Raw genomic sequence first — 24,739 nt, 5'->3', positions numbered from 1 at the left:
GGGACTCAGCGCCAGGCGGGTGCGGCGGCGCCGTACCCGCCGACGTCGCGCTCGATGGAGCGGCGCGCCACCAGGAGCGGCGGCGGCGGCAGGAACAGCGTGCCGTGCGGCGAGCTGACGGTCACCATGGTGGTGCCCATCGACACCTCGTGGTCGACCTCGGGCGGCGCCGGCAGCGCGAGGAGCGTCTGCGCGGCGCCGACGAGGCTCGCGCGCACGAGACCGCCGCGTCCCGCGGCCAGGAGCTCGAGGATGCGCGCGGCGAGGACGTAGCCGGTCGCGAAGTCGAGCGCCTGCACGGGGAGCGCGCCCGGTCGCCCATCGTCGTCGGCGCATCGCACGGAGATCCCGGTCGCGGCCTGGACGATCGAGTCGAAGCCCGGGCGGTGACCCCAGGGGCCCTCATGGCCCCACGCGGAGAGCGACGCGACCACGAGCCGGGGATGTTCGGCGGCGACGGTCGTCGGGGCGAGCCCGAAGCGATCGAGCGAGCCCGGCCGATAGCCGAGCACGACGACGTCGGCGTCCGCGAGAAGAGCGCGGGTCTCGCCCTGGTGGTCCGTGAGGTCGAGTTCGGTCGATCGCTTGCCCATCCCGGTCAGCAGGTGCTGCTCGAGGATCTCCGGCCGGGCGGGCGGGTCCACGCGCAGGACATCAGCGCCCAGGCAGGCGAGGAGCTGCGTGCAGGTGGGGCCCGCGAGCACGCGAGTCAGATCGAGCACACGCACACCGGCGAGCGGCGAGTCGTCGCCGGTCGGCAGCGCGCGCTCGCCCGTGGGCACGACCTCCGTCCACGGCACGTCGCGCATGAGTCGGCCCTGGCCGTGCTCATGCCACTCCTCGGTGGTGCGCACCCGCGCGGCGACTCCCCTCGCATCGAGGACCGCGTCCTCGAACTCCTGCGCCGGCATCCGCGCCGCGACCTCGTCGAGTTCTGGGCGGGTCGTGATGCCGACTGCGCGACGGATGGCCTCGGCGTGATGCGGATAGTTGCCGTGCAGGCGCACCGAGCCGTCCGCGCAGCGAACGAAGCCCGACAGCTCCGCCCAGGGGGAGAATCCGCGTCCATCGATTCTGACGTGCTCGACGGTCTCGAATGCCGACCGGATGAGCTCGGACGACGTGTCGACCGACGCCGAGGATCCGCGGGCGCGCACGACGGCCCCCACGGCCTCGACTGCCGTGGACACCGCGGAGATCGCGAGCCCTTCGACGTCCAGCGGTCCGTGCCACCACCGACGGATGGCGATGCTCATGCGTCGCGCCGTGCCAGCGTGAGCGCCGCCGTGTCGGTGAACTCGCGCTCGATGTCGGCGTTCGTGCGGTAGGTCGCCAGGCTCACGCCCACGGCGACCACGAGCGAGCCGACGAATCCGGGCAGCAGCTCGTACACGCCCGTGTCGAAGTTGGGCCAGGTGAAGACGATCACCGCGCCCACGACCATCCCCGCCAAGGCCCCCCACGTCGTGAGTCGACGCCACAGGAGGCTGAGGAGGATGAGCGGCCCGAACGATGCGCCGAAGCCGGCCCAGGCGAACCCGACGAGTCCGAGGATGGTGTCATTGGGCGTGATCGCCAGGAGCGCGGCGATCACGGCGACCACCAGCACGCAGGAGCGCCCGAGGATCACGAGGGTCCGCTGGCTCGGGGGAGTGCGCCGAGCCACGCGGTACAGATCCTCGACGAGGGCCGATGAGCAGACGACGAGCTGGCTGGAGAGCGTGCTCATGATGGCGGCGAGCACCGCGGCCAGGACGAACCCGGCGATGAGCGGATGGAGGAGGATCTGCGACATCCGCAGGACGGCCGTCTCAGGGTTGTCGAGCGCGATGCCGGCGCGGTCGAAGAACGCGATCCCGATCAGCCCGGAGATGACGGCGCCGGCCATGGACAGGATCATCCACGTCATGCCGATGCGCCGGGCCGGCTTCGCGCCCTCGACGCTCGAGAGCGCCATGAAGCGCACGATGATGTGGGGCTGCCCGAAGTACCCCAGGCCCCACGCCAGCGCGGAGATGATCGCGATCAGCGTGGTGCCGGTGAGCCCCGCCCCACCCGTCAGCGACAGCGCGTCTGGTTTGACCGAGGCGATCGATTCGCCCACCGCCCCCAGTCCGCCGACGTTCGCGAGGGCCACGATCGGGACGAGGATGAGCGCGGTCATCATCAGCAGACCCTGCGCGACGTCGGTCAGGGACGCCCCGAGGAAGCCGCCGAAGAGCGTGTACGCGAGCGTCACCGCCGTGACGATGACCATGCCCAGGACGTAGTCCGCATCGAAGGTGCTCTCGAAGAAGACGCCGCCGGCGACCATGCCGGAGGAGACGTACAGGGTGAAGAACACGAGGATGATGAGTGCGGACACGATGCGGAGCAGCCGGGTGCGATCCTTCAGACGGTTCTCGAAGAAGCTCGGCACGGTGATCGAGTTGTTGCTGACCAGCGTGTACGCGCGCAGTCGAGGCGCGACGATCAGCCAATTGAGGTACGCCCCGACGGTGAGCCCCACTGCGATCCACGCCTCGATGAGGCCGGTCGCGTAGATCGCGCCGGGCAGGCCCATGACCAGCCACCCCGACATGTCCGAGGCGCCGGCGCTGAGCGCGGCGGCCCACGGGGGAAGGCGGCGGCCGCCGAGCATGTAGTCCTCGTGGTCCTTCGTCCGCCGGGCGGCGAAGTAGCCGATGGCGAGCATCCCGGCGAAGTAGATGCCGAGGGCGATGTACAGGAAGATCTGGTCGGACATCGTCGTCCTCCGTGCGTCGTGCCGGGGCGAGCCGGCGGTCAGTGCGGTGCGTTCACGGCCACTGTAATCCCGAGGGGCGACAGCATGTGGGAGGACAGCCGCAGTCGGGAGGAGGGAATCCCCGTCATTCCTCCTCCCGAGTGCGCATCTCCTCCCGAATGCGCTCAGGCGCGCGAGAACTCCGATGCGCGGCGCACCTGGTCCGCCGTCGGCGTGATGCCGGTGTAGCGCGCGAACTGGCGGGCCGCTTGCAGTGCGATCACCTCGGCCCCGGTGATGAGGCGCTTCCCTGCCGTCCGCCCTGCGCGCACGAGCGGAGTCTCCGAGGGGAAGGCGACGACGTCGAACACGACCTCGGACGCGGCGACGTGCGCGGGGGAGAAGGCGAGTGCGTCCGCGTCGCGGCCGGTCATCCCGAGCGGCGTGACGTTGACGAGCAGTGCGGCTCCGGGAGCCGGGTCCCGATCGGTCCACCCGTATCCATACGCGTTCGCGAGCGCGCGCCCGGCGTCGGCGTTGCGCGCGACGATCGTGAGGTCGTCGAAACCCGCCCCGCGGAACGCGGCGACGACGGCCTTCGCCATCCCGCCGGACCCTCGGACGAGAACCGGCAGGGCCGAGTCGACCTCATGCCGCTGGAGGAGCTCCGCCACCGCCTCGTAGTCCGTATTGGCTGCGGTGAGCCGGCCGCCGTCGTTGACGATCGTGTTCACCGACGCGATCGCCGCCGCGGACTCCTCCATCTCGTCGACGAGAGGGATGACGGATTCCTTGAACGGCATGGACACCGAGCAGCCGCGGATCCCCAGCGCGCGCACACCGCGGATGGCGCCTTCGATGTCGTCGGTCGTGAACGCCTTGTAGACGAAGTTCAGGCCCAGCTCTTCATAGAGGAAGTTGTGGAAGCGCGTGCCGATGTTCGACGGACGCCCGGAGAGCGAGATGCAGACGGACATGTCCTTGTTCAGGATGGGCATGGCGTCATTCTCCCGGACCCCGCGCGTCACAACGTCAGCGCGTCTCCCGCGTCCAGATCGTGGAACGTGCCGCCGCCCTGCTCGGTCGCCCAGCGCAGGCGCGAGCGATGCATGGCGAGGCCAGCCGCGGTGAGCAGACTGTCGTGGGTCCCGAAGGCCTGTCGGGGCTGAACGGCCAGCACGAAGTCCATGGCCTCGCCGATCTTCAGCCACGGTGCGCTCGCGGGCGCCGCGAGGACAGCCACCTCCCGCCCCTCTGGCACGGCGTAGGAGTCGCCGGGGTAATAGAGCGTGTCGTCGACGAGCACGCCCACGTTGTCCACGATGGGGATCGACGAGTGGATCTCGTTGTGCCGCCCGCCGAAGAACTCCAGGCGGAACGCGCCGGCTGCGACCACCTCGCCCGGTGCGACGACGGTCGCGCCGAGGTCGAGGGCGTCGGCAACGGCCTGCGTCGTGAACAGCGGCGCTCGCGGGTGACGCTCGCGCAGAGCGCGAATCTGCTCGGGAACCCAGTGGTCGGGGTGCTCGTGCGTGACCACGATGCCGGCCAGGTGGTCGATGGCCGGCAGCGCCGAGGTGAAGTTGCCCGGGTCGACCACGAGGGTGGAGCCGTCCTTCTCGACGCGGAGTGTGGCATGTTCGTGCTTGATGACGCGCATGGGCCCAGTCAACCACCGCACACGCGAAGAAGCCCGGATCCTTGCGGATCCGGGCTTTCTTCTTTACGGTGACCCCAGCGGGATTCGAACCCGCGTTACCGCCGTGAGAGGGCGGCGTACTAGGCCGCTATACGATGGGGCCGTATCGTTGTCTTCAGTTCTTCGTGCTGTTCCCGTTCCCGGGCACTAGAAGAGTATGACATGGAGAAACAGGAGCGGGCAAATCGAGGCCCCCTCCTGCGGTCGCCCGCGCGTGTCTGCCCGGTCAGAGGCGCTTTTCGCCAAGAGCTCGCGACGGTGATCGCGCCACCCAGCTTTCGTTATCCTTGGAGGTCGAGAGGGAGTATCCCGTCAGCGCCTGCTCGTCATCACGGATCCCGACAGAGGGAACCCGGGCACGCACCGCGCATCGCGCGGGGGAGAGACTTTCGCCCATCGCCGTCCCTCCGAAAGGCCCTGCGCTTGGACATCCCCGTCTGGTTCCAAGTCGGATCCCTCGTGATCCTGACCGTCATCCTCATCGCCGACCTGCTTCTCATCCTCAAGCGGCCGCACATCCCCTCGACCCGCGAGTCGACGCTGTGGGTGGTCTTCTACGTCGCTCTCGCGCTGGTGTTCGCCGCGCTGCTGTGGGTGATCGGCGACGCGCAGCACGCGGGCGAGTTCGTCGCCGGCTGGCTCACCGAGTACAGCCTGTCGATCGACAACCTGTTCGTCTTCGTGCTCATCATGAGCCAGTTCTCGGTGCCGCGCCGCTATCAGCAGGAGGTGCTGATGGTGGGCATCATCATCGCGCTGGTGCTGCGGGCGGCGTTCATCCTGCTCGGCGCCGTCGCGATCCAGCACCTCAGCTGGATCTTCTACCTCTTCGGCGCATTCCTCATCTTCACGGCCGTTCGCCAGGCGATGCCGGAGAAGCACGACGAGGACGCGGAGACCGAGAGCTTCATCGTCCGCACGCTGCGTCGCTTCATCGACGTCAGCGACGAGTACGACGGCTCGAAGCTGCGCACCACGGTCAACGGCAAGAAGGTCCTCACGCCGATGCTCATCGTCTTCGTGTCGATCGGCGTGACCGACCTCATGTTCGCGATCGACTCCATCCCCGCCATCTACGGGATCACGCAGCTGCCGTTCCTCGTCTTCGCGGCGAACCTCTTCGCCCTGATGGGCCTTCGTCAGCTCTACTTCCTGCTCGGCGACCTGCTCGAGAAGCTGAAGTACCTGCACTACGGCGTGGCGTTCATCCTCGCCTTCATCGGCGTGAAGCTCTTCCTCCATGCGCTGCACGAGAACGAGCTGCCGTTCATCAACGGCGGGCACCACGTCGACTGGGCGCCCGAGATCGGCAACCTCACCTCGCTCGCGGTCATCGTGGGCTCGATGGCGATCGCGACCATCGCCAGCCTCGTCTCCAATGCGCGCGACGCGCGCCGGAAGCGCTCCGTCTCGGCGGGAACGCGCTGATCGACTGCGCAGGATGACGCCGCGGCGCGTCGATCTGTCCACACGACGGGTCGACGCGCCGCGGTCGTCTGCGCACATCTCGCGTGAGGCGGGGGTGCGCTGAGCACCCTGCTATTCTGAGGAGGTGCGGTGCGCCCGACTTCTCCTTATCCGCCGCGACGGGGTCACGCTCTAGGCCTTTGCCCGTCGCGGAGTCCGTCGTAGGCCGACACCGACGACCGCAAGGAGCAGGAAGAGCATGAGCAGCAACGACATCCGAATTCCGGACCGCCCCCGCACGCTGGCCGAGAAGGTCTGGGACGACCACCTCGTCGTGAAGGGGGAGGACGGTCAGCCCGACCTCATCTACATCGATCTGCACCTCGTGCACGAGGTGACGAGCCCGCAGGCGTTCGACGGCCTGCGCGCGGAGGGCCGCGGCCTGCGGCGCCTGGACCTCACGATCGCGACCGAGGACCACAACACCCCGACGCTCGACATCGACAAGCCGATCGCCGACCTCACCAGCCGCACGCAGATCGAGACGCTGCGCCGCAATGCCGCCGAGTTCGGCGTGCGCCTGCACTCGCTGGGCGACGCGGAGCAGGGCATCGTCCACGTGGTCGGGCCGCAGCTCGGACTGACGATGCCCGGCATCACGGTGGTGTGCGGCGACAGCCACACCTCCACCCACGGCGCCTTCGGCGCGATGGCCTTCGGCATCGGCACGAGCGAGGTCGAGCACGTCATGGCCACGCAGACGCTGCCGCTGAAGCCGTTCAAGACGATGGCGATCACCGTCGAGGGCGACCTGAAGCCCGGCGTCACCGCGAAGGACATCATCCTCGCCGTCATCGCGAAGATCGGCACCGGCGGCGGACAGGGCTACGTCCTCGAGTACCGCGGCAGCGCCATCCGCTCGCTCTCCATGGAGGGCCGGATGACGATCTGCAACATGTCGATCGAGGCCGGCGCGCGAGCCGGGATGGTCGCGCCCGACGAGACGACGTTCGCCTACCTCGAGGGGCGCCCCCACGCGCCCAAGGGTCAGGACTGGGAGGACGCTGTCGCCTACTGGCGCACCCTGCCCACCGACGAGGGCGCCGCGTTCGACGCCGAGGTCTTCATCGACGCGAACGAGCTCGAGCCGTTCGTCACGTGGGGGACGAACCCGGGTCAGGGCGTGTCGCTGAGCGACGTCGTGCCCGCTGCCGAGGACTTCGAGGACCCGAACGCCCGCGCCGCCGCCGAGCGCGCGCTGGAGTACATGGATCTCGTGCCCGGCACGCCGCTGAAGGACGTCCACGTGGACGCCGTCTTCATGGGGTCGTGCACGAACAGCCGCATCGAGGACCTGCGCGCCTTCGCGTCGATCATCGAGGGGCGGAAGAAGGCCGACGGCGTGCGCGTCATGGTCGTTCCCGGCTCCGCCCGCGTGCGCCTGCAGGCCGAGGCCGAGGGCATCGACATGATCGTCAAGGAGTTCGGCGCCGAGTGGCGCTTCGCCGGGTGCTCCATGTGCCTGGGAATGAACCCCGATCAGCTCGCGCCGGGGGAGCGCTGCGCGTCGACCTCCAACCGCAACTTCGAGGGACGTCAGGGCAAGGGCGGTCGCACTCACCTCGTGTCGCCGCTCGTCGCGGCCGCGACCGCCGTGCGCGGCACGCTGTCGAGCCCGTCCGATCTCGCTGCGACCGAGCAGCCCGCCCTGACCGACGCGACGGCCTGAGGAGCACGCCATGGAGAAGTTCACCACTCACACGGGTGTCGCCGCGCCGCTGAAGCGCTCGAACGTCGACACCGATCAGATCATCCCGGCGGTCTTCCTCAAGCGCGTCACGAAGACCGGCTTCGAGGATGCCCTCTTCCACGGCTGGCGGCAGGACCCGCAGTTCATCCTCAACCAGGAGCCGTTCCGGCACGCCTCGGTGCTCGTCGCGGGCCCCGACTTCGGCACCGGATCGAGCCGCGAGCACGCCGTCTGGGCGCTGCGCGACTACGGCTTCAAGGTCGTGCTGAGCCCCCGGTTCGCCGACATCTTCCGCGGCAACTCCGGCAAGCAGGGCCTCGTGACGGGCATCATCTCCGAGGAGGACCTGAAGCGCTTCTGGGCGGCCATCGACGCGCAGCCGGGCGTCGAGATGACCGTCGACCTGGTGGCGCGAACCGCCGCACTCGGCGACTTCACGGCCCCGTTCGAGATCGACGATTACACTAGGTGGCGGCTCCTCGAGGGGCTCGATGACATCGGGCTCACACTCCGCAACGAGGACAGGATCGCGGAGTTCGAGGCCCGCCGCGAGGCGTGGCGGCCACGGACGATACCCGTTCCGTGAGCTCGGGGCTCGGGGCCCCGTCAATCCGGCGGAGAACCCGCCAGAACTGTAGTGAGGCCACCAGCACATGACTCTCCTGGGCGACACCAAGGCCGCGGACGCTTCGGCATCCCGCAGCGGCGAAGTGATCGAGATCCGCGGCGGACGGCCGCTGCGCGGACAGGTCGACGTGCGAGGTGCCAAGAACCTCGCCACGAAGGCGATGGTCGCGTCTCTCCTCGGAGAGACGCCGAGCATCCTGCGCGACGTGCCGGACATCCGCGATGTCGAGGTCGTGCGATCGCTCCTCGAGGTGCACGGCGTGGCCGTGTCCGAGGGTGAGGAGCCCGGCTCGCTGATCCTCGATCCGAGCGAGGCGAAGTCGGCGAACTTCGAGGAGATCGACGCGCACGCGGGCTCCTCGCGCATCCCGATCCTGTTCTGCGGCCCGCTGCTGCACGTGCTGGGTCAGGCGTTCATCCCCGACCTCGGCGGCTGCCGCATCGGCGACCGCCCGATCGACTTCCACCTCGACGCCCTGCGCGCGTTCGGCGCGGTCGTCGACAAGCAGCCGAGCGGCATCCGCCTGTCGGCCCCGAACGGCCTGCACGGAGCCGACATCGAGCTGCCGTACCCGAGCGTGGGCGCCACCGAGCAGGTCCTCCTCACGGCGGTGCGCGCGTCGGGCGTCACCGAGCTGCGCAACGCGGCGATCGAGCCCGAGATCATGGATCTCATCGGCGTGCTGCAGAAGATGGGCGCCATCATCTCGTACGAGCCGAATCGCGTCATCTTCATCGAGGGTGTCAGCGAGCTGCGCGGCTACGACCACCGCTCGCTGTTCGACCGGAACGAGGCGGCCTCGTGGGCCGCTGCGGCGCTGGCGACCGACGGCGACATCTTCGTCAAGGGCGCGCGTCAGTACGAGATGCTCACGTTCCTCAACGTCTACCGCAAGGTGGGCGGCGACTTCGACATCACCGACGAGGGCATCCGCTTCCGTCGCGGCACGACGCCCCTCAAGGCCGTCACCGTCGAGACCGATGTGCACCCCGGCTTCATGACCGACTGGCAGCAGCCGCTGATCGTCGCGCTCACGCAGGCCAACGGCACGTCGGTCGTGCACGAGACCGTCTACGAGAACCGTTTCGGGTTCACCGAGGCCCTCAACCAGATGGGCGCGAACATCGTCGTGCACCGCGAGGGACTGGAAGGCCCCTACCGGCGCGTGCCGCGTCGCGAGCTCGAGCAGGCGGCGGTGATCACCGGTCCGACGCCGCTGCACGGCGCCGACATCGTCGTGCCCGACCTCCGGGGCGGGTACAGTCACGTCATCGCGGCGCTGGCGGCGGAGGGCACGTCGCGGGTGTCGGGCGTCGGCATCATCCGACGCGGCTACGAGAAGTTCTTCGAGAAGCTCACCGCGCTCGGCGCCGACTTCGACGTCGTGGGGTGACGGTGGGCGCTTCCCCCGAGAAGTCGCGCCCGAGCATCTTCTGGCCGCTCGCGGCGATCGTCGTGCCGCTGTTCGGCCTCGTCGCGCGCGTCGAGATCCGCGGGGCCGAGCGTCTGCCCGAGCGGGGAGCGTTCGTCCTCGCGCCGAACCACCACAGCGAGATCGATCCGCTCATCGTGGCCGTGGCAACGTGGCGGATCGGTCGCGCGCCCCGGTTCCTCGCGAAGGAGAGCCTCTTCCGCATCCCGGTCGTCGGATGGCTGCTGCACCGGGCGGGGATGGTGCCCGTCGCGCGCTCGCGCGGTGCGGCGGCGCAGGCGATCGCGCAGGCGACGAAGCTCGCCGAGAACCAGAGCGGCGTCATCGTGTACCCGGAGGGGACGCTCACGCGGGATCCCGACCTGTGGCCGATGCGCGGCAAGTCGGGCGCCGCGCGTCTGGCGCTCGCCGGCGGCATGCCGCTCATCCCGATGGCGCACTGGGGCGCGCAGGACCTCATGCCGCGCTACGGGAAGCTCTCCGTCCTGCCGCCGCGCAAGCGCATCACGGTCGCCATCGGCGAGCCCGTGGACGTGTCGGATCTGGCGGGACGCACCGATCAGGCGGCGATTCAGACCGCGACCGAGCGCGTGATGGCGGCGATCACAGCCCTCGTCGAGGAGCTGCGCGGTGAGACCGCGCCGCCCGAGCGCTGGGATCCGTCGCAGCACGGCCAGGCCGAAACGGGCAAGCTGTGATTCCCGAGCGCGTGGTCGTTCTCGGCGCAGGCAGCTGGGGCACGACCTTCGGCAAGATCCTCGCCGACGGCGGTGCCCAGGTGACGATGTGGGCGCGGCGCGCCGAGCTCGCGTACGAGATCGACCAGGCCAAGCGCAACTCGCAGTACCTCTCCGGCATCAACCTGCCCCGGACCATCCGCGCCACCCACCTGCTGCAGAAGGCCGTCGAGGGCGCCGACCAGATCTACCTCTCGGTGCCGAGCAAGTCCGCGCGCGACACGCTCAAGCAGCTGCGTCCCCTCATCGGCCCCGACGTGCCCGTGGTGAGCCTCATGAAGGGCGTCGAGAAGAAGTCGGGCCTGCGGATGAGCCAGGTCGTCGAGCAGGCGCTCGACTGCGACCCCGCGCGCATCGCGGTGGCGAGCGGGCCGAACCTCGCCCTCGAGATCGCCCGCGAGCAGCCGACCGCCGCCGTCATCTCCTCGTCGAGCCAGGAGACCGCCGACCGCATCGCGCGCACCGCGCGCAACCGCTACTTCCGCAGCTTCGTCAACACCGACGTGATCGGCACGGAGTTCGGCGGCGTGCTGAAGAACCTCATCGCGGTCGCCATCGGCATCGTCGACGGCGTGGGCTACGGGGAGAACACGAAGGCCTCGATCATCACCCGCGGCCTCGTGGAGATGACCGACTTCGCCGTCGCCTATGGCGCTCGGCCGGAGACCATGCAGGGCTTGGCGGGGCTCGGCGACCTGATCGCCACGTGCCAGTCGCCGCTCAGCCGCAACAACACCGCGGGGCGCCTCCTCGGACAGGGCTACACGCTGCAGGACGTCGTGAAGCAGATGGAGCAGACGGCCGAGGGCCTCGGCTCCGTCGCTCCCATCCTCAAGCTCGCGCGGGCGAAGGGCGTGCAGATGCCCATCGTCGAGCAGGTGCGGATGGTGCTGGACGGCACGCTCGACCCGCGCGACATCGCGCCCCACCTCACCACAGACGACGACACCCCCCGGGGCGAGAGGACGACGAATGACGACGGCGACAGTGGCGGTGCTCTTCGGCGGACGCTCCAGCGAGCACGCGATCTCCTCCGCGACGGCGGGCGGGGTGCTGGGCGCGATCGACCGTGACCGCTACCGGGTGATCCCGGTCGGGATCACCCGCGACGGCGTGTTCGTCCTCGAGGAGGACGACCCCAGCCGGTTCCGGCTCGACGCGGATCGGCTGCCCGAGGTCGTCGACAACGGCACGCGCGTGATCTGGCCCCAGGGCGGCGCGGACCGCACGCTGCGGGTCCGGCTCGCGGACGGCTCCGAGCGCGAGCTCGGCGAGGTCGACGCCGTGCTGCCGATCCTCCACGGCCTGCACGGCGAGGACGGCACCATGCAGGGCTTCCTCGACATCCTCGGTCTGGCGTATGCCGGGGGCGGCGTGCTCGACTCGGCGCTGTGCATGGACAAGCACTTCATGAAGGTCGCGCTGCAGGCCGAGGGCGTGCCCGTCGCGCCGTGGACGACGGTGCGGAAGGCGCGGTGGGATGGCGACGCGGACGCCGTGCGCGCGGAGGCCGACGCGCTCGGCTACCCGCTCTTCGTCAAGCCCGCCCGCGCCGGCTCCAGCGTCGGCGTGTCGAAGGCGCGCGATGCGTCCGAGCTCGACGAGGCGATGCGCATCGCCTTCGCCGAGGACGACAAGGTGCTCGTGGAGCAGGGCATCGCCGGCCGCGAGATCGAGGTCGCCATGCTCGAGGGGCGTGAGGGCGGCCGTGCGCGTGCCTCGCTTCCCGGTGAGATCGTGCTGACGACGCGCGACTTCTACGACTTCGAGGGCAAGTATCTCGGTGGAGAGGGCGTCGACGTCGTGTGCCCGGCAGACCTCACCGACGAGCAGGTCACGACCATCCGCGAGGTGGGCGTGCGCGCTTTCGAGGCGGTGGATGGCCGTGGCCTCGCCCGCGTCGACGTCTTCCTCACGCCGGAGGGCGAGGTCGTCGTCAACGAGCTCAACACCATGCCCGGCTTCACGCCGATCTCGATGTTCCCGAAGTGCTGGATCGCCTCGGGGATGACCTACTCGGAGCTCATCACCGAGCTCGTCGAGCTCGGTCGCGCCCGCGCGGCGTGACGCCGCCGGGTCCGACGCGCGCTCACTCGCCGTCGGACCCGGTGGTGGGCGCGTCCTCGGCGTCGGGGTCGGCCGTGTCGGGGTCGGTGCACTGCGTCGTCCTGGGGATGGTCGACACCGGTCCGCCCAGCGCGCTGCCGGCGAGGACGCTGTCGGCCGTGACCACCGTCGTGTCGACGTACACCTGCACGGCCGGCTCGCGCCCGTAGGTCGTCATGCGCAGGTTCGGCCGGTCGGTCTCGTCGACCACCCAGTCGACGCCGTCGATCGTGACGCACTGCTCGGTGGTCGGCGCGAGCGCCTCCAGCCCGCAGGTGAGGATCACCGCGGTCGGATCGCCCCAGACCGCCGTCGCCTGCGCATCGGTCCAGTGGCGCTCGAGACCGGAGACGGTGTCGGGCATCCGCACCGACACCTCGGCGCAGAGCGGGTCGTCTGCCAGCGGCGCCGGCTCCAGGTGCACGGTCGTGGCGCATCCCGAGACGGCTGCGATGGCGGCGAGACCTGCGACGGCGGCGAGACGGCGGAGCACCCACCCAGCCTACGTTCGCCCCTCCTGGACGTTCGCCTACGCTGGACGGATGCACTCCGAGCCCACCGTCGCCGACCTGAGCGAGGGCGAGATCCTGCGCCGCATCCTCGCCCGCATGGGGCAGGCGAGCGCGACCCTGCTCGGTCCTGGCGACGACGCGGCCGTCGTGGCCGCGCCGTCCGGCTCGGTCGTCGCGACCACCGACACGCTCATTCACGGCCCGGACTTCCGGCTGGCCTGGTCCAGCGGGTACGACCTCGGGTGGAAGGCGGCGGCGGTCAACCTGTCCGACGTCGCGGCCATGGGCGCGCGCCCCACGGCGCTGCTGGTCGCGCTCGCGCTGCCGGGGCATACCCGCGTGTCGTTCGTCGAGGCCATGGCCGACGGCCTGCGCGCCGCGTGCGACGCGCTGGCGCCGGGATGCGCGGTGGTGGGGGGCGACCTCGCGACCGGCGACGTCCTGACCGTCGCGGTCACGGCGCTGGGCGACCTCGAAGGCCGCGCCCCCGTCACGCGCTCCGGCGCGCGGCCGGGAGACATCGTCGCGGTGGCGGGCGAGCTCGGCCGCGCCGCCCACGGCCTGGAGCTGCTGTTCACCCGCTTCCGCGACGCGGACGGAGCGCCCGTGGCGATCCGACCTGACGACCTGCGCACCGGCGACGCCGACGCGCTGGCCGCCCAGCTGCGGCCGGCCCCGCCGATCGGGCTCGGGCCGTTCGCCGCCCTGTCTGGCGTGACCGCCATGATGGACGTCTCCGACGGCCTCGTCCTCGACGCCCGGCGAATGGCGGACGCCTCGCGCGCGACCCTCGACATCGCGACGGACGCCCTCGGCGCGGATCCGCGCCTGGCGCTCGAGGGCGGTGAGGACCACGCGCTGCTCGCGACCTTCCCTGCCGGCGTGCTGCCGCCGGGCTTCCGCGCGATCGGCCGCGTCGTCGAGCGCGGCGATGCGCCGGTGCTCGTGGACGGCGAGGCCTATCGCGGCGCCGGCGGATGGGACCCGTACCGCGACTGGGACGCCGCAGCGGGCTGAGCCGGTCCCGGCGTTCCGGATCGGGGCTCAGGCGGGCTCGCCCCACCAGAGGGTCGTGTCGCCGTACGACCGCTCGCGCCACGGGGCGAGACCCGCGGCGCTCCAGTCGGGAGCCCCGGAGCGGGTCGCGCGTTCCACGACGACGAGGCCGTCGGAGCGCAGCAGCGGCGCGAGCAGGGCCAGGTCCTCGGCGAGATCGGCGCCCGGCAGGTCGTAGGGCGGGTCGAGCAGGGCGATGTCGATGCCCGGTGCGGTGCTGCGGAGGAATGTGCGCACGGCGACCGGATGCACTCGCACGCGCGGCGCATCCGCCCCCATCGCTCGGCAGACGACGTCGGCGTTGCGGCGCGCGAGAGCGGCGGCGGGCTTCGAGCGCTCGACGAGGTCGACGGCCGCGGCGCCGCGGCTCGCGCATTCGAGACCCAGTGCGCCGGAGCCGGCATAGAGGTCGACGACCGCCGCGCCCTCGAGCAGGCCGGTGTCCTCGAGCGAGCCGAACAGCGATTCCCGCACCCGCTCACTCGTCGGACGCGTGCCCGATCGCGGCACCTCCAGCCGCGCGCCGCCGGCGCGCCCCGCGATGATCCTCGTCACCCTGACACGATATCCGCAGCGTGTCGGAGGCCCCTCCTAGACTCGAGGGCATGGCGCTCACGCTCGACACCCCGCTCGCGCAGGCGCTGGGGGCGAAGACCGCTGGCGAGTACTCGCGAGCGTTCGGCATGAGCACCGTGGGCGATCTGCTCGCCCACTATCCGCGTCGCTACGAGTCCCGGGGCGTGCTGACGCCCATCTCGGGCCTTCCCCTCGGCGAGACCGTGTCGATCGTGGCGCAGGTGAAGCAGGTGTCAGTGCGGTCGATGCGCCAGCGCAAGGGCACGATCGTCGAGGCCGTCATCAGCGATGGCGAGGGCACCATCACGCTCACCTTCTTCGGTCAGCCGTGGCGGAAGGATCAGCTCAGGCCCGGCCGCCGGGGGGTGTTCTCCGGCAAGGTCGGCAGGTACCGCGACACGCTGCAGCTGTCGAACCCGAACTACGAGCTCTTCGATGAGGACGAGGGCGAGGACCACGAGCGGGCACGCGAGTACGCCGGTCAGCTCATCCCGATGTATCCGGCCACCGCATCGATCGCCACCTGGGACATCCAGAAGGCGGTCGCGAAGTGCCTGGACGACCTCGAGGGATACCCCGAGCCGCTCGACATCGACTTCCGCGTCGCGGAGTCGCTGATGCCAGCGGCGGAGGCGATCGAGGGCGTGCACCGGCCGATGAACCAGGCGCATGTGCAGACCTCGCGGCGGACCCTCCGCATGCACGAGGCCCTCGTGCTGCAGACGGCGCTCGCCCAGCAGCGGTGGTTCGTGCGGGCGATGGCGGCGACCGAGCGCCGTGCCGCCCCGGGCGGGCTGCTCGAGCGGTTCGACGCGACGCTGCCGTTCTCCCTCACCGAAGATCAGCGCGTCGTCGGCGAGCGGATCGCCGCCGATCTCGTGCAGGGATGGCCGATGAACCGGCTCGTGCAGGGCGAGGTCGGCTCGGGCAAGACGCTGGTCGCGCTGCGCGCCATGCTGCAGGTGGCGGAGTCCGGCGGGCAGGCTGCGCTCATCGCGCCGACGGAGGTGCTCGCCGGCCAGCACCTGCGCTCCATCACGAAGATGCTGGGTCCGGAGCTCGCGCCCCTGCTCATGCCGACGCTCCTCACCGGCCAGATGCCGGCGGCCGTCCGTCGCAAGGCCGCGCTGCGCGTCGCCTCGGGTCAGGCGCTCATCGTCGTCGGCACCCACGCGCTGCTGAGCGAGGGCACGACGTTCGCCGACCTCGGCCTCGTCGTCGTCGACGAGCAGCACCGGTTCGGCGTGGATCAGCGCGAGACGCTGCGCGCGAAGGGCTCGAGCCCGCATGCCCTCGTCCTCACCGCGACCCCCATCCCGCGCACGGTCGCGATGACCGTCTTCGGCGACCTCGAGGTGTCGACCATCCGCACCATGCCGGCCGGTCGCGCGGGCATCGAGACCTTCGTCGCCCCCGTGCAGCGCCCCGGATGGTTCGAGCGGGTCTGGGAGCGAGCGTACGAGGAGGTGGGGAAGGGGCGGCAGGTCTTCGTCGTGTGCCCCGCCATCGACGTCTCGAAGAAGGGCAAGGACGCCGAGGAGGATGAGCCGGCCGCGCCCGTGCTGGCGGGCGAGCGCCCCCAGGGGCCGCGGTGGGGAGTCGCCCAGGTCGCGGAGCTGCTCGGCAGCCACCCGCATCTCGGGCGCACGCGCATGTCGGTGCTCCACGGGCGCATGCCGGCGGAGGAGAAGGACCGCATCATGCAGGCGTTCTCGCGCGGCGAGATCGACGTGCTCATCGCCACGACCGTCATCGAGGTCGGCGTCGACGTTCCGAACGCCTCGACGATGATCATCCTCGACGCCGACCGGTTCGGCGTCTCCCAGCTGCACCAGCTGCGAGGTCGGGTGGGCAGAGGCGGAGTTCCCGGACTCTGCCTGCTGGTGACCGAGGCCGACGAGGGGACGCCCGCGCGCGAGCGCGTCGACGCGGTGGCCGCCACCCTCGACGGGTTCGAGTTGGCCGAGGTGGACCTCGAGCTGCGCGGCGAGGGCGACGTGCTGGGAGACGCGCAGTCGGGGTCGCGCTCGTCGCTGCGCCTGCTGCGCGTCGTGCAGGACCGCGACGTCATCGCGCGCGCCCGCGACCAGGCCGACCGCATTCTCGCCGAGGACCCGGCCCTGGAGGCTCACCCCGGTCTGGCGCAGGCGCTCGCGCGCCGCGTGAGCGAGGCCGAGCGCGAGGCGCTCGGAAAGAGCTGACGACGGCGCTGGGTAGGCTGACGGCATGAGCAACCGGATCGCCGTCGTCCCCGGCTCCTTCGACCCGCCCACCCTCGGCCATCTCGACGTGATCCGACGGGCGGCGTCGCTGTACGACGAGCTGCACGTGCTCGTCGTGCACAATCCCGACAAAGCGGGGATGCTGCCCATCGCGGTGCGCCTGCAGCTGCTGGAGCAGTCGATAGCGGAGGCCGGACTGCCGGGCAGGATCGTCGTCGGCGCCTGGAGCGTGGGTCTCCTCGTCGACTACGCGCAGGAGGTCGGCGCGGGCGTGCTGGTGAAGGGCATCCGCTCGCAGGGCGACGTGACATACGAGACGCCGATGGCGATCATGAACAACCACCTCGCCGGCGTCGAGACCGTGTTCCTGCTCGCCGACCCCGCACACTCCGTGGTGTCGAGCTCGCTCGTCCGTCAGGTGGCCGGTCTCGGCGGCGACGTCTCGCCGTACGTGCCTGCTCCGGTCGCGCGCTACCTCGAGAGCGTGACCTCCAAGGAGCTCTGAGCCGCGGACGAGTGGGCTCGCCGCGCGCGCCGCGGCCCCGGCCATCCCACGCACCGGTAGGCTTGATGCCCGTGAGAATGCGACATTCCGGGCCCTTCGTGCTGCCCGTCCGCGACATCGTCCGCAAGGCGGGCGAGATGCGCGAACACACCCTGACCATCCCGGCCCCGGAGCAGTGGGGCGAGGGGATCGTGTCCGTCCCGAAGGGGAAGGAGCTCGATCTCGACGTTCGCCTCGAGTCCGTGCACGAGGGCATCCTCGTGAGCGGCGAACTCGACACCGTGTTTGAAGGCGTGTGCGGGCGGTGCCTCCGCGACATCGCCGAACCGCTCGAAGTCGAGTTCCAGGAGCTTTTCGAGTATCCTGGAGAGGAAACTGCTGACTTCGAGGTTCAAGACGACCACGTGGATCTTGAAACTCTGGTCAGGGATGCGGTCGTTCTGTCGCTTCCGTTTCAGCCGGTGTGCCAGCCGGATTGCCCCGGACTCGACCCGGTCACGGGCGAGCGGATGGCGCAGAGCACCGGCACCGCGCAGCAGGCGCCCGTCGATCCTCGGTGGGCCGCGCTCCAAGAACTCACAGACCAGGATGGATCGGCGGAATCCGCCGCCCCGAACACAGAAGAGAGCTAGTCATGGCAGGTAACCCCCCGAAGCGGAAGGTCTCCCGTTCCAACACCCGCTCGCGCCGCGCGCAGTGGAAGGCGGAGGTCCCCACGCTCGTGAAGACGGTGGAGAACGGCAAGGTCGTCTACAGCCGCCCGCACCAGGCCAAGGTCGTCACGGACTCGCAGGGCACCGAGCTGTTCCTCGAGTACAAGGGCCGCAAGGTCGCCGACGCCTGAGCGGCGGACACCTCCTCGTGGCGCACCTGCGGCCACTCTCCGAGAAGCTCGGCGTCGAGATCGACGCCGAGCTTCTCGCTTTGGCCATGACCCATCGCTCCTACGCGTACGAGCACGGCGGCATCCCGCACAATGAGCGGCTCGAGTTCCTCGGCGACTCCGTGCTGGGCCTCGCCGTGACGACGATGCTCTACCGGAGCCTTCCCGACCTTGATGAGGGCGCGCTCGCGAAGCGCCGCGCCAGCGTCGTCTCCACCGTCGCCCTCGCCGAGGTGGCGCGCGGGCTCGAGCTGGGGCAGTACCTCAAGCTCGGCCGCGGCGAGGAGCGCACCGGCGGACGCGACAAGGACTCGATCCTGGCCGACGCCACCGAGGCGATCTTCGGCGCCGCCTATCTCTCGGCCGGCGCCGAGGAGGCATCGGCGCTCGTGCTGCGGCTCATCGAGCCGCTGCTCGCCGACCCCGCACGGTACGGAGCGGCCGTCGACCCGAAGACGAGCCTGCAGGAGCTCGCCGCCAAGCTCGGCACGACGGCTCCCGCCTACTCCGTCGCCGCACGCGGACCGGACCACGATCGTCGGTTCACGGCGACCGTGACGGTCGGCGAGCATGTCTCCACCGGCGAGGGGACCAGCAAGAAGCAGGCGGAGATGGCGGCCGCGCTGACGGCGTGGCACGCGCTGAGCGCGCCGGCCGCAGATGCCTGAGCTCCCCGAGGTCGAGGTGGTGCGGGCGGGGCTCGAGCCCGCCGTCGTCGGCGCGACGATCTCGGGCGTCGAGGTGCTCGACGCCCGGGCGCTCACGCGTCACATCGGGACCCCGGTGGATTTCACATCCCGGCTCGAGGGGCGAGCGGTGGGCGCCGCCGTGCGGCGGGGGAAGTTCCTCTGGCTGACGCTCGACCAGGCGGGTCGCGCGGCGGAGGCACCCGCGGAGGGGCTGGTCGGGCACCTCGGCATGAGCGGGCAGCTGCTGCTGCGCGCTCCCGACGCCCCTCGGGAGCGGCACGAGCGCGTGCGGATCGGCATCGACCATCCCGACCACGGCGAGCTCGCCGTGGTGTTCGCCGACCAGCGCACCTTCGGCTCGCTCGCCGTGGACGCGCTCGTCGCCACGGCCGACGGCGCGCCGGGCGGCCGGGGGAGCGCGGTGCCGCTCGTCGCGTCGCAAGCCGCTCATATCGCGCGCGACCCGCTCGACCCCGCCTTCGACGACGCCGCGTTCGCGATGGACCTCGCTCGGCGGTCGTCCGCCGTCAAGCGCGTGCTGCTCGACCAGGTCGTCGTCAGCGGCATCGGCAACATCTACGCCGACGAGGCGCTGTGGGCCGCCCGCATCCACCCCGAGACGCCCGCATCCGCGCTGTCGACGCGTGCGGTGTCGCGACTGCTGGCGGAGGTGCGCTCGGTGCTGCACCGCGCCCTCGCGGAGGGCGGCACGAGCTTCGATGCGCAGTACGTCAACGTGAACGGCCAGGCAGGCTACTTCGCGCACAGTCTCAACGCCTACGGACGACAGGGCCAGCCCTGCCCACGATGCGGCACCCCGATCGTGCGGGTCGCCTTCACGAATCGCTCGAGCCACTTCTGCCCGCGCTGCCAGCGACGGCGGAACAGTCTGAGCGGGTGATGGAGCAGGCCACCCGCGGCGACGCGCCGGCCCTCGGCTATGACGTCGCCCTCGGACCGCGGACGGCGGTCGCCTTCAGATCCGGATCGAGCCGAGGGTCGCGAACGCCGCGTCGCTGGGCACGATCCGCTTGCCGAGGGGGGTGAGCGTGACGGGGATGATCTTCAGCTCCGCGAGGGCGAGCGGGATGCCGATGATCGTGACCGCGAGCGCGGCCGCGCTGACGATGTGGCCGATGACGAGCCAGACGCCGGCTACCAGGAGCCAGATGACGTTGCCGATCGCGGAGCCGATGCCGGCGGACGGGCGTTCGACGACAGTGCGGCCGAACGGCCACAGCACGTAGTTGGCGATGCGGAAGGACGCGACGCCCCAGGGGATCGTCACGATGAGCACGCAGCAGATCGCGCCCGCCACCGCGTACGCGACGGCGAGCGGCAGACCGGCGAACAGCAGCCAGATGACGTTCAGGATCAGTCGGAGGATGCCCATGCCGCTATCGTGACAGATGCGGCGCCCGCATGAACAGCACCCGCTGGTTAAGCGCAGATGCTTAAGCCGGGACGATATTCAGTGATATGCTTCACTGATGGCGGTAGCAGTGATCGCGGACATCATCTCCTCGCGGGAGTCGGCATCGCGAGACGACGTGCAGCGCGGCGTCGAGCAGGCCGCCATGGAGGTCGATCGGACCTACCCCTGGGCGCTGCAGAAGTGGTACCCCACGGTGGGCGACGAATTCCAGGCCGCCTTCCGCACCGTCGACGACGCGCTGCTCTCGACCCTGTACCTGCAGCTCGCCCTTCCCGACGGCGTCGGGTGCCGGTTCGGCATCGGCCTGGGCGGGATGGTCCCGGTCGAGTCGCGCCTGGGCGACCGGATCCAGGATGGCCCGGGCTGGTGGGCAGCGCGTGACGCGGTCGACCGCGCGCATGAGCTCGCCGACACGCGCCTGCCCAGCACGCGCTCGTGGTTCCTCGTCGACCCCGACTCCTCCGCGCACGAGCGCGCGATCGAGGGGCCGGTGAACGCGTACCTCGCGGCCCGCGACCATCTCATCGATGACATCGCGCCGCGCGCACGCCGCGCGGTCTTCCTCCTCTGGTGCGGATATCCGCAGAAAAGGATCGCGGAGATCGAGCGGGTGTCGCCCTCCGCCGTGTCGCAGACGCTCAACAAGCCCTCGGTCCTCGCGCTCCGGCTCGGCGCCGAGACGCTGGAGATGGGCGTGCGTCCTCGCCGCGTCTACTGACGCGGGTCTCGCGGCCAGCCTTCCTCACCGGTCCGCGGCAAGCGCGAGCGCGTCGGCCGCGACCTGCGCAGAGCTGTCCGCGTCGCGCAACCACAGCGGGACTGCGCGGGTGCGGATGCCGTCGGCCGCGAGGGGGCCGACGACATCCGCGTCGGTCTCATCGACGAGCCAGCCGTCGAGCAGCCCACCCGCTGACCGCGCCCCGTACACCCGTGCGACCGCCTCGGCCGACGTCCGCACGCCCACCGCCGCGAGGCAGGCGTCGGCCATCCCGCGCACGACCGCACCGGCGATGATGCCGGAGACGCCGACGATGGGGGCCGAGGCTGCCCGCAGCGCGTCGCGCATGCCGGGCACGGCGAGAATCGGCCCGATCGACACGACGGGGTTGGAAGGTGCGAGGAGGATGACGTCGGCATCCGCGATCGCCCGCAGCGCGCCATCCGACGGGGCCGAGAGCGCGATGTCGGCCTGCTCGAAGCGAGTCGCGGGAACCGCCGCGCGATGGCGCACCCACCATTCCTGGAAGTGCATCGTCCGGCCATCCGCGGTGTGCACGTGGGTGTCGATCTCGCTGTCGGTCGCGGGATGCAGCGTCGCGCCCAGCTCCCACCGCGTCGCGAGACGGGCGTAGACATCCGAGACGGTGGCCCCGTCGCGCAGCCATGCCGTGCGGGCGATATGGGCGCCGAGGTCGAGGTCGCCGAGCGTGAACCACTCGGGCACCGACCCCCAGGCGGCGAGCTCGTGCGCGACCCGCTCGGACTCGCCGGCGCGCCCCCAGCCGCGGTCGCGGTCGTTCACGCCGGCGAGTGCGTACAGCAAGCTGTCGTGATCGGGCGAGATGCGCAGGCCCGACACCCACCAGTCGTCGGCCGTGTTCACCACCACGTCGATCTCGTCGTGCCCGCTCGAGCGGCGGACGAACTCCCGCAGTCCGAGGACGAAGCGGGCGCAGCCGACGCCGCCGCCGATCACCGTGTAGCGCATTCGTCCACGTTACCCACGGTCGCATCCTGGGTATGACTCTGGGAGGCCCCTCAGACGAGGGGAGTAGACCGGCATCCGAGGCTATCCACCTGAATGGAAGAAGGCGCACAATGCAGAACCTCACCGTCCTGGGCACCGGCGTGCTCGGCTCGCAGATCATCCTCCAAGCCGCGTACCACGGCAAGGACGTCGTCGCCTACGACCTGAGCGACGAGATCCTCGCGAAGCTGCCGGAGCGGTGGGAGTACCTCCGGCCTCTCTACCTCCGCGACCTGCCCGATGCCACAAGCGAGCGGATCGACGCCGCCATCGCGCGCATCCGCACCACCTCCGACCTGTCCGACGCCCTGAGCGACGCCGACCTCGTCATCGAGGCCGTGCCCGAGCGCCTCGACAGCAAGCGCGACACCTGGGCGAAGGTGGGCGCCGTGGCGCCCGAGAAGACCATCTTCGCCACCAACTCCTCCACCCTCCTGCCGAGCGACATGGCCGATGCCACCGGGCGCCCGAATCGCTTCCTCGCGCTGCACTTCGCGAACGAGGTGTGGCGCAACAACACCGGCGAGGTGATGGGACACGCCGGCACCGACGCGGACGCCTTCGAGGCTGTCGCGCAGTTCGCGGACGAGATCGGGATGGTCCCCATCCGCGTGAAGAAGGAGCAGCCGGGTTACGTGCTGAACTCGCTCCTCGTGCCGCTCCTCGACGCCGCCGCGAAGCTGTACGTGCGAGGCGTCGCCGACGTCGATACCATCGACCTCACCTGGCGTCGCGCTACGGGTGCGCCGCTCGGCCCGTTCCAGATCTTCGACGTCGTGGGGATGCAGACCCCCTACAACCTCAACAAGGACAGCGACGACCCCGAGCAGCGGGAGTTCGCCGAGATCCTCAAGCGGGACTACATCGACCAGGGTCGCCTCGGTCGCGGAAGCGGGCACGGCTTCTACGACTACGCATGAGTCCGAGCGGATGGCCGGGGCCGGGCCCCGGCCATCCGCTGCGGTCTCGCGGCGACCGTCGCCGCTTTCCGCGGTCGATCAGGAGAGGTTCTTCTCCCACGCCGCCGCATAGGAGGCCGGGCGGAAGCCGACCGCCTCGTTGACGTCGAGCATGTACCGGTTCTCCTCGGCGTTGAAGGTGGAGACGCACGGCGACTCGGGCACCGCGTCGTGCCAGTTGCGGAGGCCGACGCACTTCACGAGCGCGCCCAGGCGGCGGCCGCGGTGCTCGGGCATGACGAGCGTGCCCCACTGCGAGGTCGGGCGGGTGCGATCGGCGCCGATCTGCAGCTCGTTGAACGCCGCCACCTCGCCCGACGGCACGTGCACGGCGAGCGTGACGCCCATCAGCTGGCCGGCGCGGAGAAGGCGGTCGTCGCGCACGAGAACGCGCGCGGCATCCCACACCTGCTCCTCGGCCGCCATGTCGCCGACCGGGACGTCGGTGCTCATCCGCGCGATGGCCCGCGCGTAGCCCTCTGCGTGCTCGCCCGGCGTGCGACCCGTCCACCACACCACGCGGTACTCGTCGCCCGCGCGTTCCTCGGCTTGCTCGAGCAGGCGGTCGACGGCCTCGTACGACCCGTGCAGGTCGAAGACGCTGTTGCGCTCGACCTGCCCCAGCACGTACCCGGCGCGCAGCATGCGCCGGGTGGACTCGTCGTCGGCCGGGATCGCTCCGGCGCCGGTCGGCGGCACGAGCCGCTCGCCCTCCGTGTCGGCGCGGTGGATCGTCCAGCTCTGCAGCACGGTGCGGCCCTGCTCGCGGGCGAGGTCCTCGAGGGCGGCCAGCACGGCGTCGCCGGCATCCGTGCCGAGGTGGCGGTCGGACACGGCGACATCGACCTCGGCCGTCCGCTCGGTGGACAGCTCGACGTCGAGCGTGCCGGTCGCGGCGAGGTCGTCGCCGTCGCGCGCGACGATCGCGGTCGTCCGGTGGTAGGTCTGCTCCTGCCACCGGCTGAGCATGTCGGCGGGGTCGTCGTCGTGGAGGTCTGTGCCCGAGTCGCGACGCCAGGCGGCGTTCGCCAGCGCGACGAAGGCGGTGAGGTCGGCGGCGTCCGCGGACTCCAGCGACTCGGGGACGGCGATGCGATCGATGCGCCAGGTCATGGCGGCTCCTTCGGTTCCGGGCGACGGATGGTCGTGCTCCGGTCGGGGGGAGGGCGCCCCGCGGCGGATGCGCGGGGCGCCCTGCTGGCGGTCGGCGTGGGTCATCGGATGTTCGTCCAGTGGATGCCGTACCGTGCCGCGCTGCGGGACAGCGCGGCGTCGTGCTCGGCGCGGGCGGCGGCGGCGATGCGCCGACGCTCGTGCAGGCGCTGGACCTCGGCCTGGTCGATGGGGCGCGTGCTCCACAGCAGTAGCCGCAGGCCGAGCCACATCGCCAGCCTGTCGGCGGGCGAGGTGCGAGGCGTGCGCGCGGGCAGTGCCGAGAGCACGCCCGGTTGCGGGGGGTGAGCGGACACGGACAGGTGAATGGTGTTCACGATGGTTTCCTTCGTGGGAGTGCCCCGCAGCGCAGGGCGGGTGATGTTCCGGAGGGGAACGGGAGCGACCCCGTGCATGCCGGGGACGGCGGAGAGATGCGCTCAGCCGAGCACCCGGATGCCCGGGCTGGCGGTGCGCGGCATCGGGCCGAGTCGGACGGCCGACGGTCGGCGGGTGCGG

The 24,739-nt window shown here is 70.9% G+C and carries 26 protein-coding genes and 1 tRNA gene; 16 read left to right on the top strand and 11 right to left on the bottom strand.

Annotation, left to right across the window (positions count from 1 at the left end; genetic code table 11):
- Positions 1-5: 5 nt before the first annotated feature.
- The 5 genes from QWJ90_RS06665 to QWJ90_RS06645 form a co-directional block, all read right to left on the bottom strand.
- The gene (locus tag QWJ90_RS06665; RefSeq protein WP_290106912.1) at positions 6-1,256 is read right to left on the bottom strand and encodes a CoA transferase; all 1,251 of its coding nucleotides are present in this window, start codon (positions 1,254-1,256) and stop codon (positions 6-8) included.
- Positions 1,253-2,746 carry a sodium/proline symporter PutP gene (gene putP / locus QWJ90_RS06660; RefSeq protein ID WP_290106911.1) on the bottom strand — a complete coding sequence of 498 codons (1,494 nt, stop codon included), beginning with the start codon at positions 2,744-2,746 and terminating at the stop codon, positions 1,253-1,255. The genes QWJ90_RS06665 and putP overlap by 4 nt, the downstream gene beginning before the upstream one ends.
- Before the next feature lie 164 nt (positions 2,747-2,910).
- Complete coding sequence (locus QWJ90_RS06655) at positions 2,911-3,723, bottom strand: shikimate 5-dehydrogenase (RefSeq protein ID WP_290106910.1); 813 nt, start codon at positions 3,721-3,723, stop codon at positions 2,911-2,913.
- 26 nt (positions 3,724-3,749) lie between these two features.
- Positions 3,750-4,385, bottom strand: a complete 636-nt coding sequence (locus QWJ90_RS06650) for an MBL fold metallo-hydrolase (protein ID WP_290106909.1) — start codon at positions 4,383-4,385, stop codon at positions 3,750-3,752.
- A gap of 69 nt (positions 4,386-4,454) precedes the next feature.
- Positions 4,455-4,527: transfer RNA gene (locus QWJ90_RS06645), tRNA-Glu, on the bottom strand.
- Between the two features lie 320 nt (positions 4,528-4,847).
- Here QWJ90_RS06645 and QWJ90_RS06640 point away from each other — a divergent pair.
- The 7 genes from QWJ90_RS06640 to QWJ90_RS06610 all read left to right on the top strand — a co-directional run bounded on the left by QWJ90_RS06640 (position 4,848) and on the right by QWJ90_RS06610 (position 12,445).
- Entirely contained in the window at positions 4,848-5,852 is a 1,005-nt protein-coding gene (locus QWJ90_RS06640) for a TerC/Alx family metal homeostasis membrane protein (RefSeq protein ID WP_290106908.1), read from the top strand.
- Positions 5,853-6,090: 238 nt separating this feature from the next.
- Positions 6,091-7,560 (top strand): 3-isopropylmalate dehydratase large subunit, encoded by a 1,470-nt coding sequence (gene leuC, locus QWJ90_RS06635; RefSeq protein WP_290106907.1) that lies wholly within the window; start codon positions 6,091-6,093, stop codon positions 7,558-7,560.
- A gap of 10 nt (positions 7,561-7,570) precedes the next feature.
- A complete protein-coding gene (leuD, locus tag QWJ90_RS06630; protein WP_290106906.1) occupies positions 7,571-8,167 on the top strand; it encodes a 3-isopropylmalate dehydratase small subunit in 597 nt (198 codons plus the stop codon).
- 67 nt (positions 8,168-8,234) lie between these two features.
- Entirely contained in the window at positions 8,235-9,602 is a 1,368-nt protein-coding gene (gene murA / locus QWJ90_RS06625; protein WP_290106905.1) for a UDP-N-acetylglucosamine 1-carboxyvinyltransferase, read from the top strand.
- Between the two features lie 2 nt (positions 9,603-9,604).
- On the top strand, positions 9,605-10,339 hold the full coding sequence (locus QWJ90_RS06620; RefSeq protein ID WP_290106904.1) for a lysophospholipid acyltransferase family protein: 735 nt from the start codon (positions 9,605-9,607) through the stop codon (positions 10,337-10,339).
- Complete coding sequence (locus QWJ90_RS06615; RefSeq protein WP_436836694.1) at positions 10,339-11,451, top strand: NAD(P)H-dependent glycerol-3-phosphate dehydrogenase; 1,113 nt, start codon at positions 10,339-10,341, stop codon at positions 11,449-11,451. Before QWJ90_RS06620 ends, QWJ90_RS06615 begins: the two co-directional genes overlap by 1 nt.
- A complete protein-coding gene (locus QWJ90_RS06610) occupies positions 11,351-12,445 on the top strand; it encodes a D-alanine--D-alanine ligase family protein (RefSeq protein WP_290106902.1) in 1,095 nt (364 codons plus the stop codon). Before QWJ90_RS06615 ends, QWJ90_RS06610 begins: the two co-directional genes overlap by 101 nt.
- Before the next feature lie 22 nt (positions 12,446-12,467).
- On the opposite strand, the gene QWJ90_RS06605 is transcribed toward QWJ90_RS06610, so the two are convergent.
- Positions 12,468-12,977 (bottom strand): DUF3515 family protein, encoded by a 510-nt coding sequence (locus QWJ90_RS06605; RefSeq protein WP_290106901.1) that lies wholly within the window; start codon positions 12,975-12,977, stop codon positions 12,468-12,470.
- A gap of 49 nt (positions 12,978-13,026) precedes the next feature.
- Here QWJ90_RS06605 and thiL point away from each other — a divergent pair, with 49 nt between their 5' ends.
- Complete coding sequence (gene thiL, locus QWJ90_RS06600; protein ID WP_290106900.1) at positions 13,027-14,013, top strand: thiamine-phosphate kinase; 987 nt, start codon at positions 13,027-13,029, stop codon at positions 14,011-14,013.
- Positions 14,014-14,040: 27 nt separating this feature from the next.
- Here thiL and QWJ90_RS06595 read toward each other — a convergent pair whose 3' ends face one another.
- Complete coding sequence (locus QWJ90_RS06595) at positions 14,041-14,607, bottom strand: RsmD family RNA methyltransferase (RefSeq protein WP_290106899.1); 567 nt, start codon at positions 14,605-14,607, stop codon at positions 14,041-14,043.
- Positions 14,608-14,657: 50 nt separating this feature from the next.
- Between QWJ90_RS06595 and QWJ90_RS06590 the strand changes: the two genes are divergently transcribed.
- From QWJ90_RS06590 to mutM, 6 genes are all read left to right on the top strand, one after another.
- The gene (locus tag QWJ90_RS06590) at positions 14,658-16,829 is read left to right on the top strand and encodes an ATP-dependent DNA helicase RecG (protein ID WP_290106898.1); all 2,172 of its coding nucleotides are present in this window, start codon (positions 14,658-14,660) and stop codon (positions 16,827-16,829) included.
- A gap of 25 nt (positions 16,830-16,854) precedes the next feature.
- Positions 16,855-17,355, top strand: a complete 501-nt coding sequence (coaD, locus tag QWJ90_RS06585; protein WP_156241483.1) for a pantetheine-phosphate adenylyltransferase — start codon at positions 16,855-16,857, stop codon at positions 17,353-17,355.
- 77 nt (positions 17,356-17,432) lie between these two features.
- Positions 17,433-17,987 (top strand): YceD family protein, encoded by a 555-nt coding sequence (locus tag QWJ90_RS06580; protein WP_290106897.1) that lies wholly within the window; start codon positions 17,433-17,435, stop codon positions 17,985-17,987.
- 2 nt (positions 17,988-17,989) lie between these two features.
- Positions 17,990-18,199, top strand: coding sequence for a 50S ribosomal protein L32 (gene rpmF / locus QWJ90_RS06575; RefSeq protein ID WP_156241481.1), 210 nt, complete (start codon positions 17,990-17,992; stop codon positions 18,197-18,199).
- A gap of 26 nt (positions 18,200-18,225) precedes the next feature.
- Positions 18,226-18,906 (top strand): ribonuclease III, encoded by a 681-nt coding sequence (rnc, locus tag QWJ90_RS06570; RefSeq protein WP_290107080.1) that lies wholly within the window; start codon positions 18,226-18,228, stop codon positions 18,904-18,906.
- On the top strand, positions 18,899-19,828 hold the full coding sequence (mutM, locus tag QWJ90_RS06565) for a bifunctional DNA-formamidopyrimidine glycosylase/DNA-(apurinic or apyrimidinic site) lyase (RefSeq protein WP_290106896.1): 930 nt from the start codon (positions 18,899-18,901) through the stop codon (positions 19,826-19,828). Before rnc ends, mutM begins: the two co-directional genes overlap by 8 nt.
- A gap of 75 nt (positions 19,829-19,903) precedes the next feature.
- Here mutM and QWJ90_RS06560 read toward each other — a convergent pair whose 3' ends face one another.
- On the bottom strand, positions 19,904-20,320 hold the full coding sequence (locus tag QWJ90_RS06560; protein WP_290106895.1) for a YccF domain-containing protein: 417 nt from the start codon (positions 20,318-20,320) through the stop codon (positions 19,904-19,906).
- Between the two features lie 97 nt (positions 20,321-20,417).
- Between QWJ90_RS06560 and QWJ90_RS06555 the strand changes: the two genes are divergently transcribed.
- On the top strand, positions 20,418-21,080 hold the full coding sequence (locus QWJ90_RS06555; RefSeq protein ID WP_290106894.1) for a SatD family protein: 663 nt from the start codon (positions 20,418-20,420) through the stop codon (positions 21,078-21,080).
- Between the two features lie 24 nt (positions 21,081-21,104).
- Here the strand turns inward: QWJ90_RS06555 and cofD are convergent, their stop codons facing one another.
- A complete protein-coding gene (cofD, locus tag QWJ90_RS06550; protein WP_290106892.1) occupies positions 21,105-22,070 on the bottom strand; it encodes a 2-phospho-L-lactate transferase in 966 nt (321 codons plus the stop codon).
- Between the two features lie 110 nt (positions 22,071-22,180).
- Here cofD and QWJ90_RS06545 point away from each other — a divergent pair, with 110 nt between their 5' ends.
- Positions 22,181-23,029, top strand: coding sequence for a 3-hydroxyacyl-CoA dehydrogenase (locus QWJ90_RS06545; RefSeq protein ID WP_290106891.1), 849 nt, complete (start codon positions 22,181-22,183; stop codon positions 23,027-23,029).
- Positions 23,030-23,107: 78 nt separating this feature from the next.
- Here the strand turns inward: QWJ90_RS06545 and QWJ90_RS06540 are convergent, their stop codons facing one another.
- Both QWJ90_RS06540 and QWJ90_RS06535 read right to left on the bottom strand, forming a co-directional pair.
- Positions 23,108-24,181 (bottom strand): GNAT family N-acetyltransferase, encoded by a 1,074-nt coding sequence (locus QWJ90_RS06540; RefSeq protein WP_290106890.1) that lies wholly within the window; start codon positions 24,179-24,181, stop codon positions 23,108-23,110.
- A gap of 101 nt (positions 24,182-24,282) precedes the next feature.
- A complete protein-coding gene (locus tag QWJ90_RS06535) occupies positions 24,283-24,558 on the bottom strand; it encodes a hypothetical protein (RefSeq protein WP_290106889.1) in 276 nt (91 codons plus the stop codon).
- Positions 24,559-24,739: the final 181 nt, after the last annotated feature.

This window comes from Microbacterium oryzae, assembly GCF_030406385.1.
Classification (GTDB): Bacteria; Actinomycetota; Actinomycetes; order Actinomycetales; family Microbacteriaceae; genus Microbacterium; species Microbacterium oryzae_A.
Note: the sequence above shows the minus strand (reverse complement) of the source record. Positions and strands in the feature narration are given on the sequence as shown.

Coding starts and splice junctions, on each gene's coding strand:
- QWJ90_RS06665 (WP_290106912.1), bottom strand. CDS start 1,256: ATGAGCATCGCCATCCGTCGGTGGTGGCACGGACCGCTGGACGTCGAA.
- putP (WP_290106911.1), bottom strand. CDS start 2,746: ATGTCCGACCAGATCTTCCTGTACATCGCCCTCGGCATCTACTTCGCC.
- QWJ90_RS06655 (WP_290106910.1), bottom strand. CDS start 3,723: ATGCCCATCCTGAACAAGGACATGTCCGTCTGCATCTCGCTCTCCGGG.
- QWJ90_RS06650 (WP_290106909.1), bottom strand. CDS start 4,385: ATGCGCGTCATCAAGCACGAACATGCCACACTCCGCGTCGAGAAGGAC.
- leuC (WP_290106907.1), top strand. CDS start 6,091: ATGAGCAGCAACGACATCCGAATTCCGGACCGCCCCCGCACGCTGGCC.
- leuD (WP_290106906.1), top strand. CDS start 7,571: ATGGAGAAGTTCACCACTCACACGGGTGTCGCCGCGCCGCTGAAGCGC.
- murA (WP_290106905.1), top strand. CDS start 8,235: ATGACTCTCCTGGGCGACACCAAGGCCGCGGACGCTTCGGCATCCCGC.
- QWJ90_RS06610 (WP_290106902.1), top strand. CDS start 11,351: ATGACGACGGCGACAGTGGCGGTGCTCTTCGGCGGACGCTCCAGCGAG.
- thiL (WP_290106900.1), top strand. CDS start 13,027: ATGCACTCCGAGCCCACCGTCGCCGACCTGAGCGAGGGCGAGATCCTG.
- QWJ90_RS06590 (WP_290106898.1), top strand. CDS start 14,658: ATGGCGCTCACGCTCGACACCCCGCTCGCGCAGGCGCTGGGGGCGAAG.
- coaD (WP_156241483.1), top strand. CDS start 16,855: ATGAGCAACCGGATCGCCGTCGTCCCCGGCTCCTTCGACCCGCCCACC.
- QWJ90_RS06580 (WP_290106897.1), top strand. CDS start 17,433: ATGCGACATTCCGGGCCCTTCGTGCTGCCCGTCCGCGACATCGTCCGC.
- rpmF (WP_156241481.1), top strand. CDS start 17,990: ATGGCAGGTAACCCCCCGAAGCGGAAGGTCTCCCGTTCCAACACCCGC.
- mutM (WP_290106896.1), top strand. CDS start 18,899: ATGCCTGAGCTCCCCGAGGTCGAGGTGGTGCGGGCGGGGCTCGAGCCC.
- QWJ90_RS06560 (WP_290106895.1), bottom strand. CDS start 20,320: ATGGGCATCCTCCGACTGATCCTGAACGTCATCTGGCTGCTGTTCGCC.
- QWJ90_RS06555 (WP_290106894.1), top strand. CDS start 20,418: ATGGCGGTAGCAGTGATCGCGGACATCATCTCCTCGCGGGAGTCGGCA.
- cofD (WP_290106892.1), bottom strand. CDS start 22,070: ATGCGCTACACGGTGATCGGCGGCGGCGTCGGCTGCGCCCGCTTCGTC.
- QWJ90_RS06545 (WP_290106891.1), top strand. CDS start 22,181: ATGCAGAACCTCACCGTCCTGGGCACCGGCGTGCTCGGCTCGCAGATC.
- QWJ90_RS06540 (WP_290106890.1), bottom strand. CDS start 24,181: ATGACCTGGCGCATCGATCGCATCGCCGTCCCCGAGTCGCTGGAGTCC.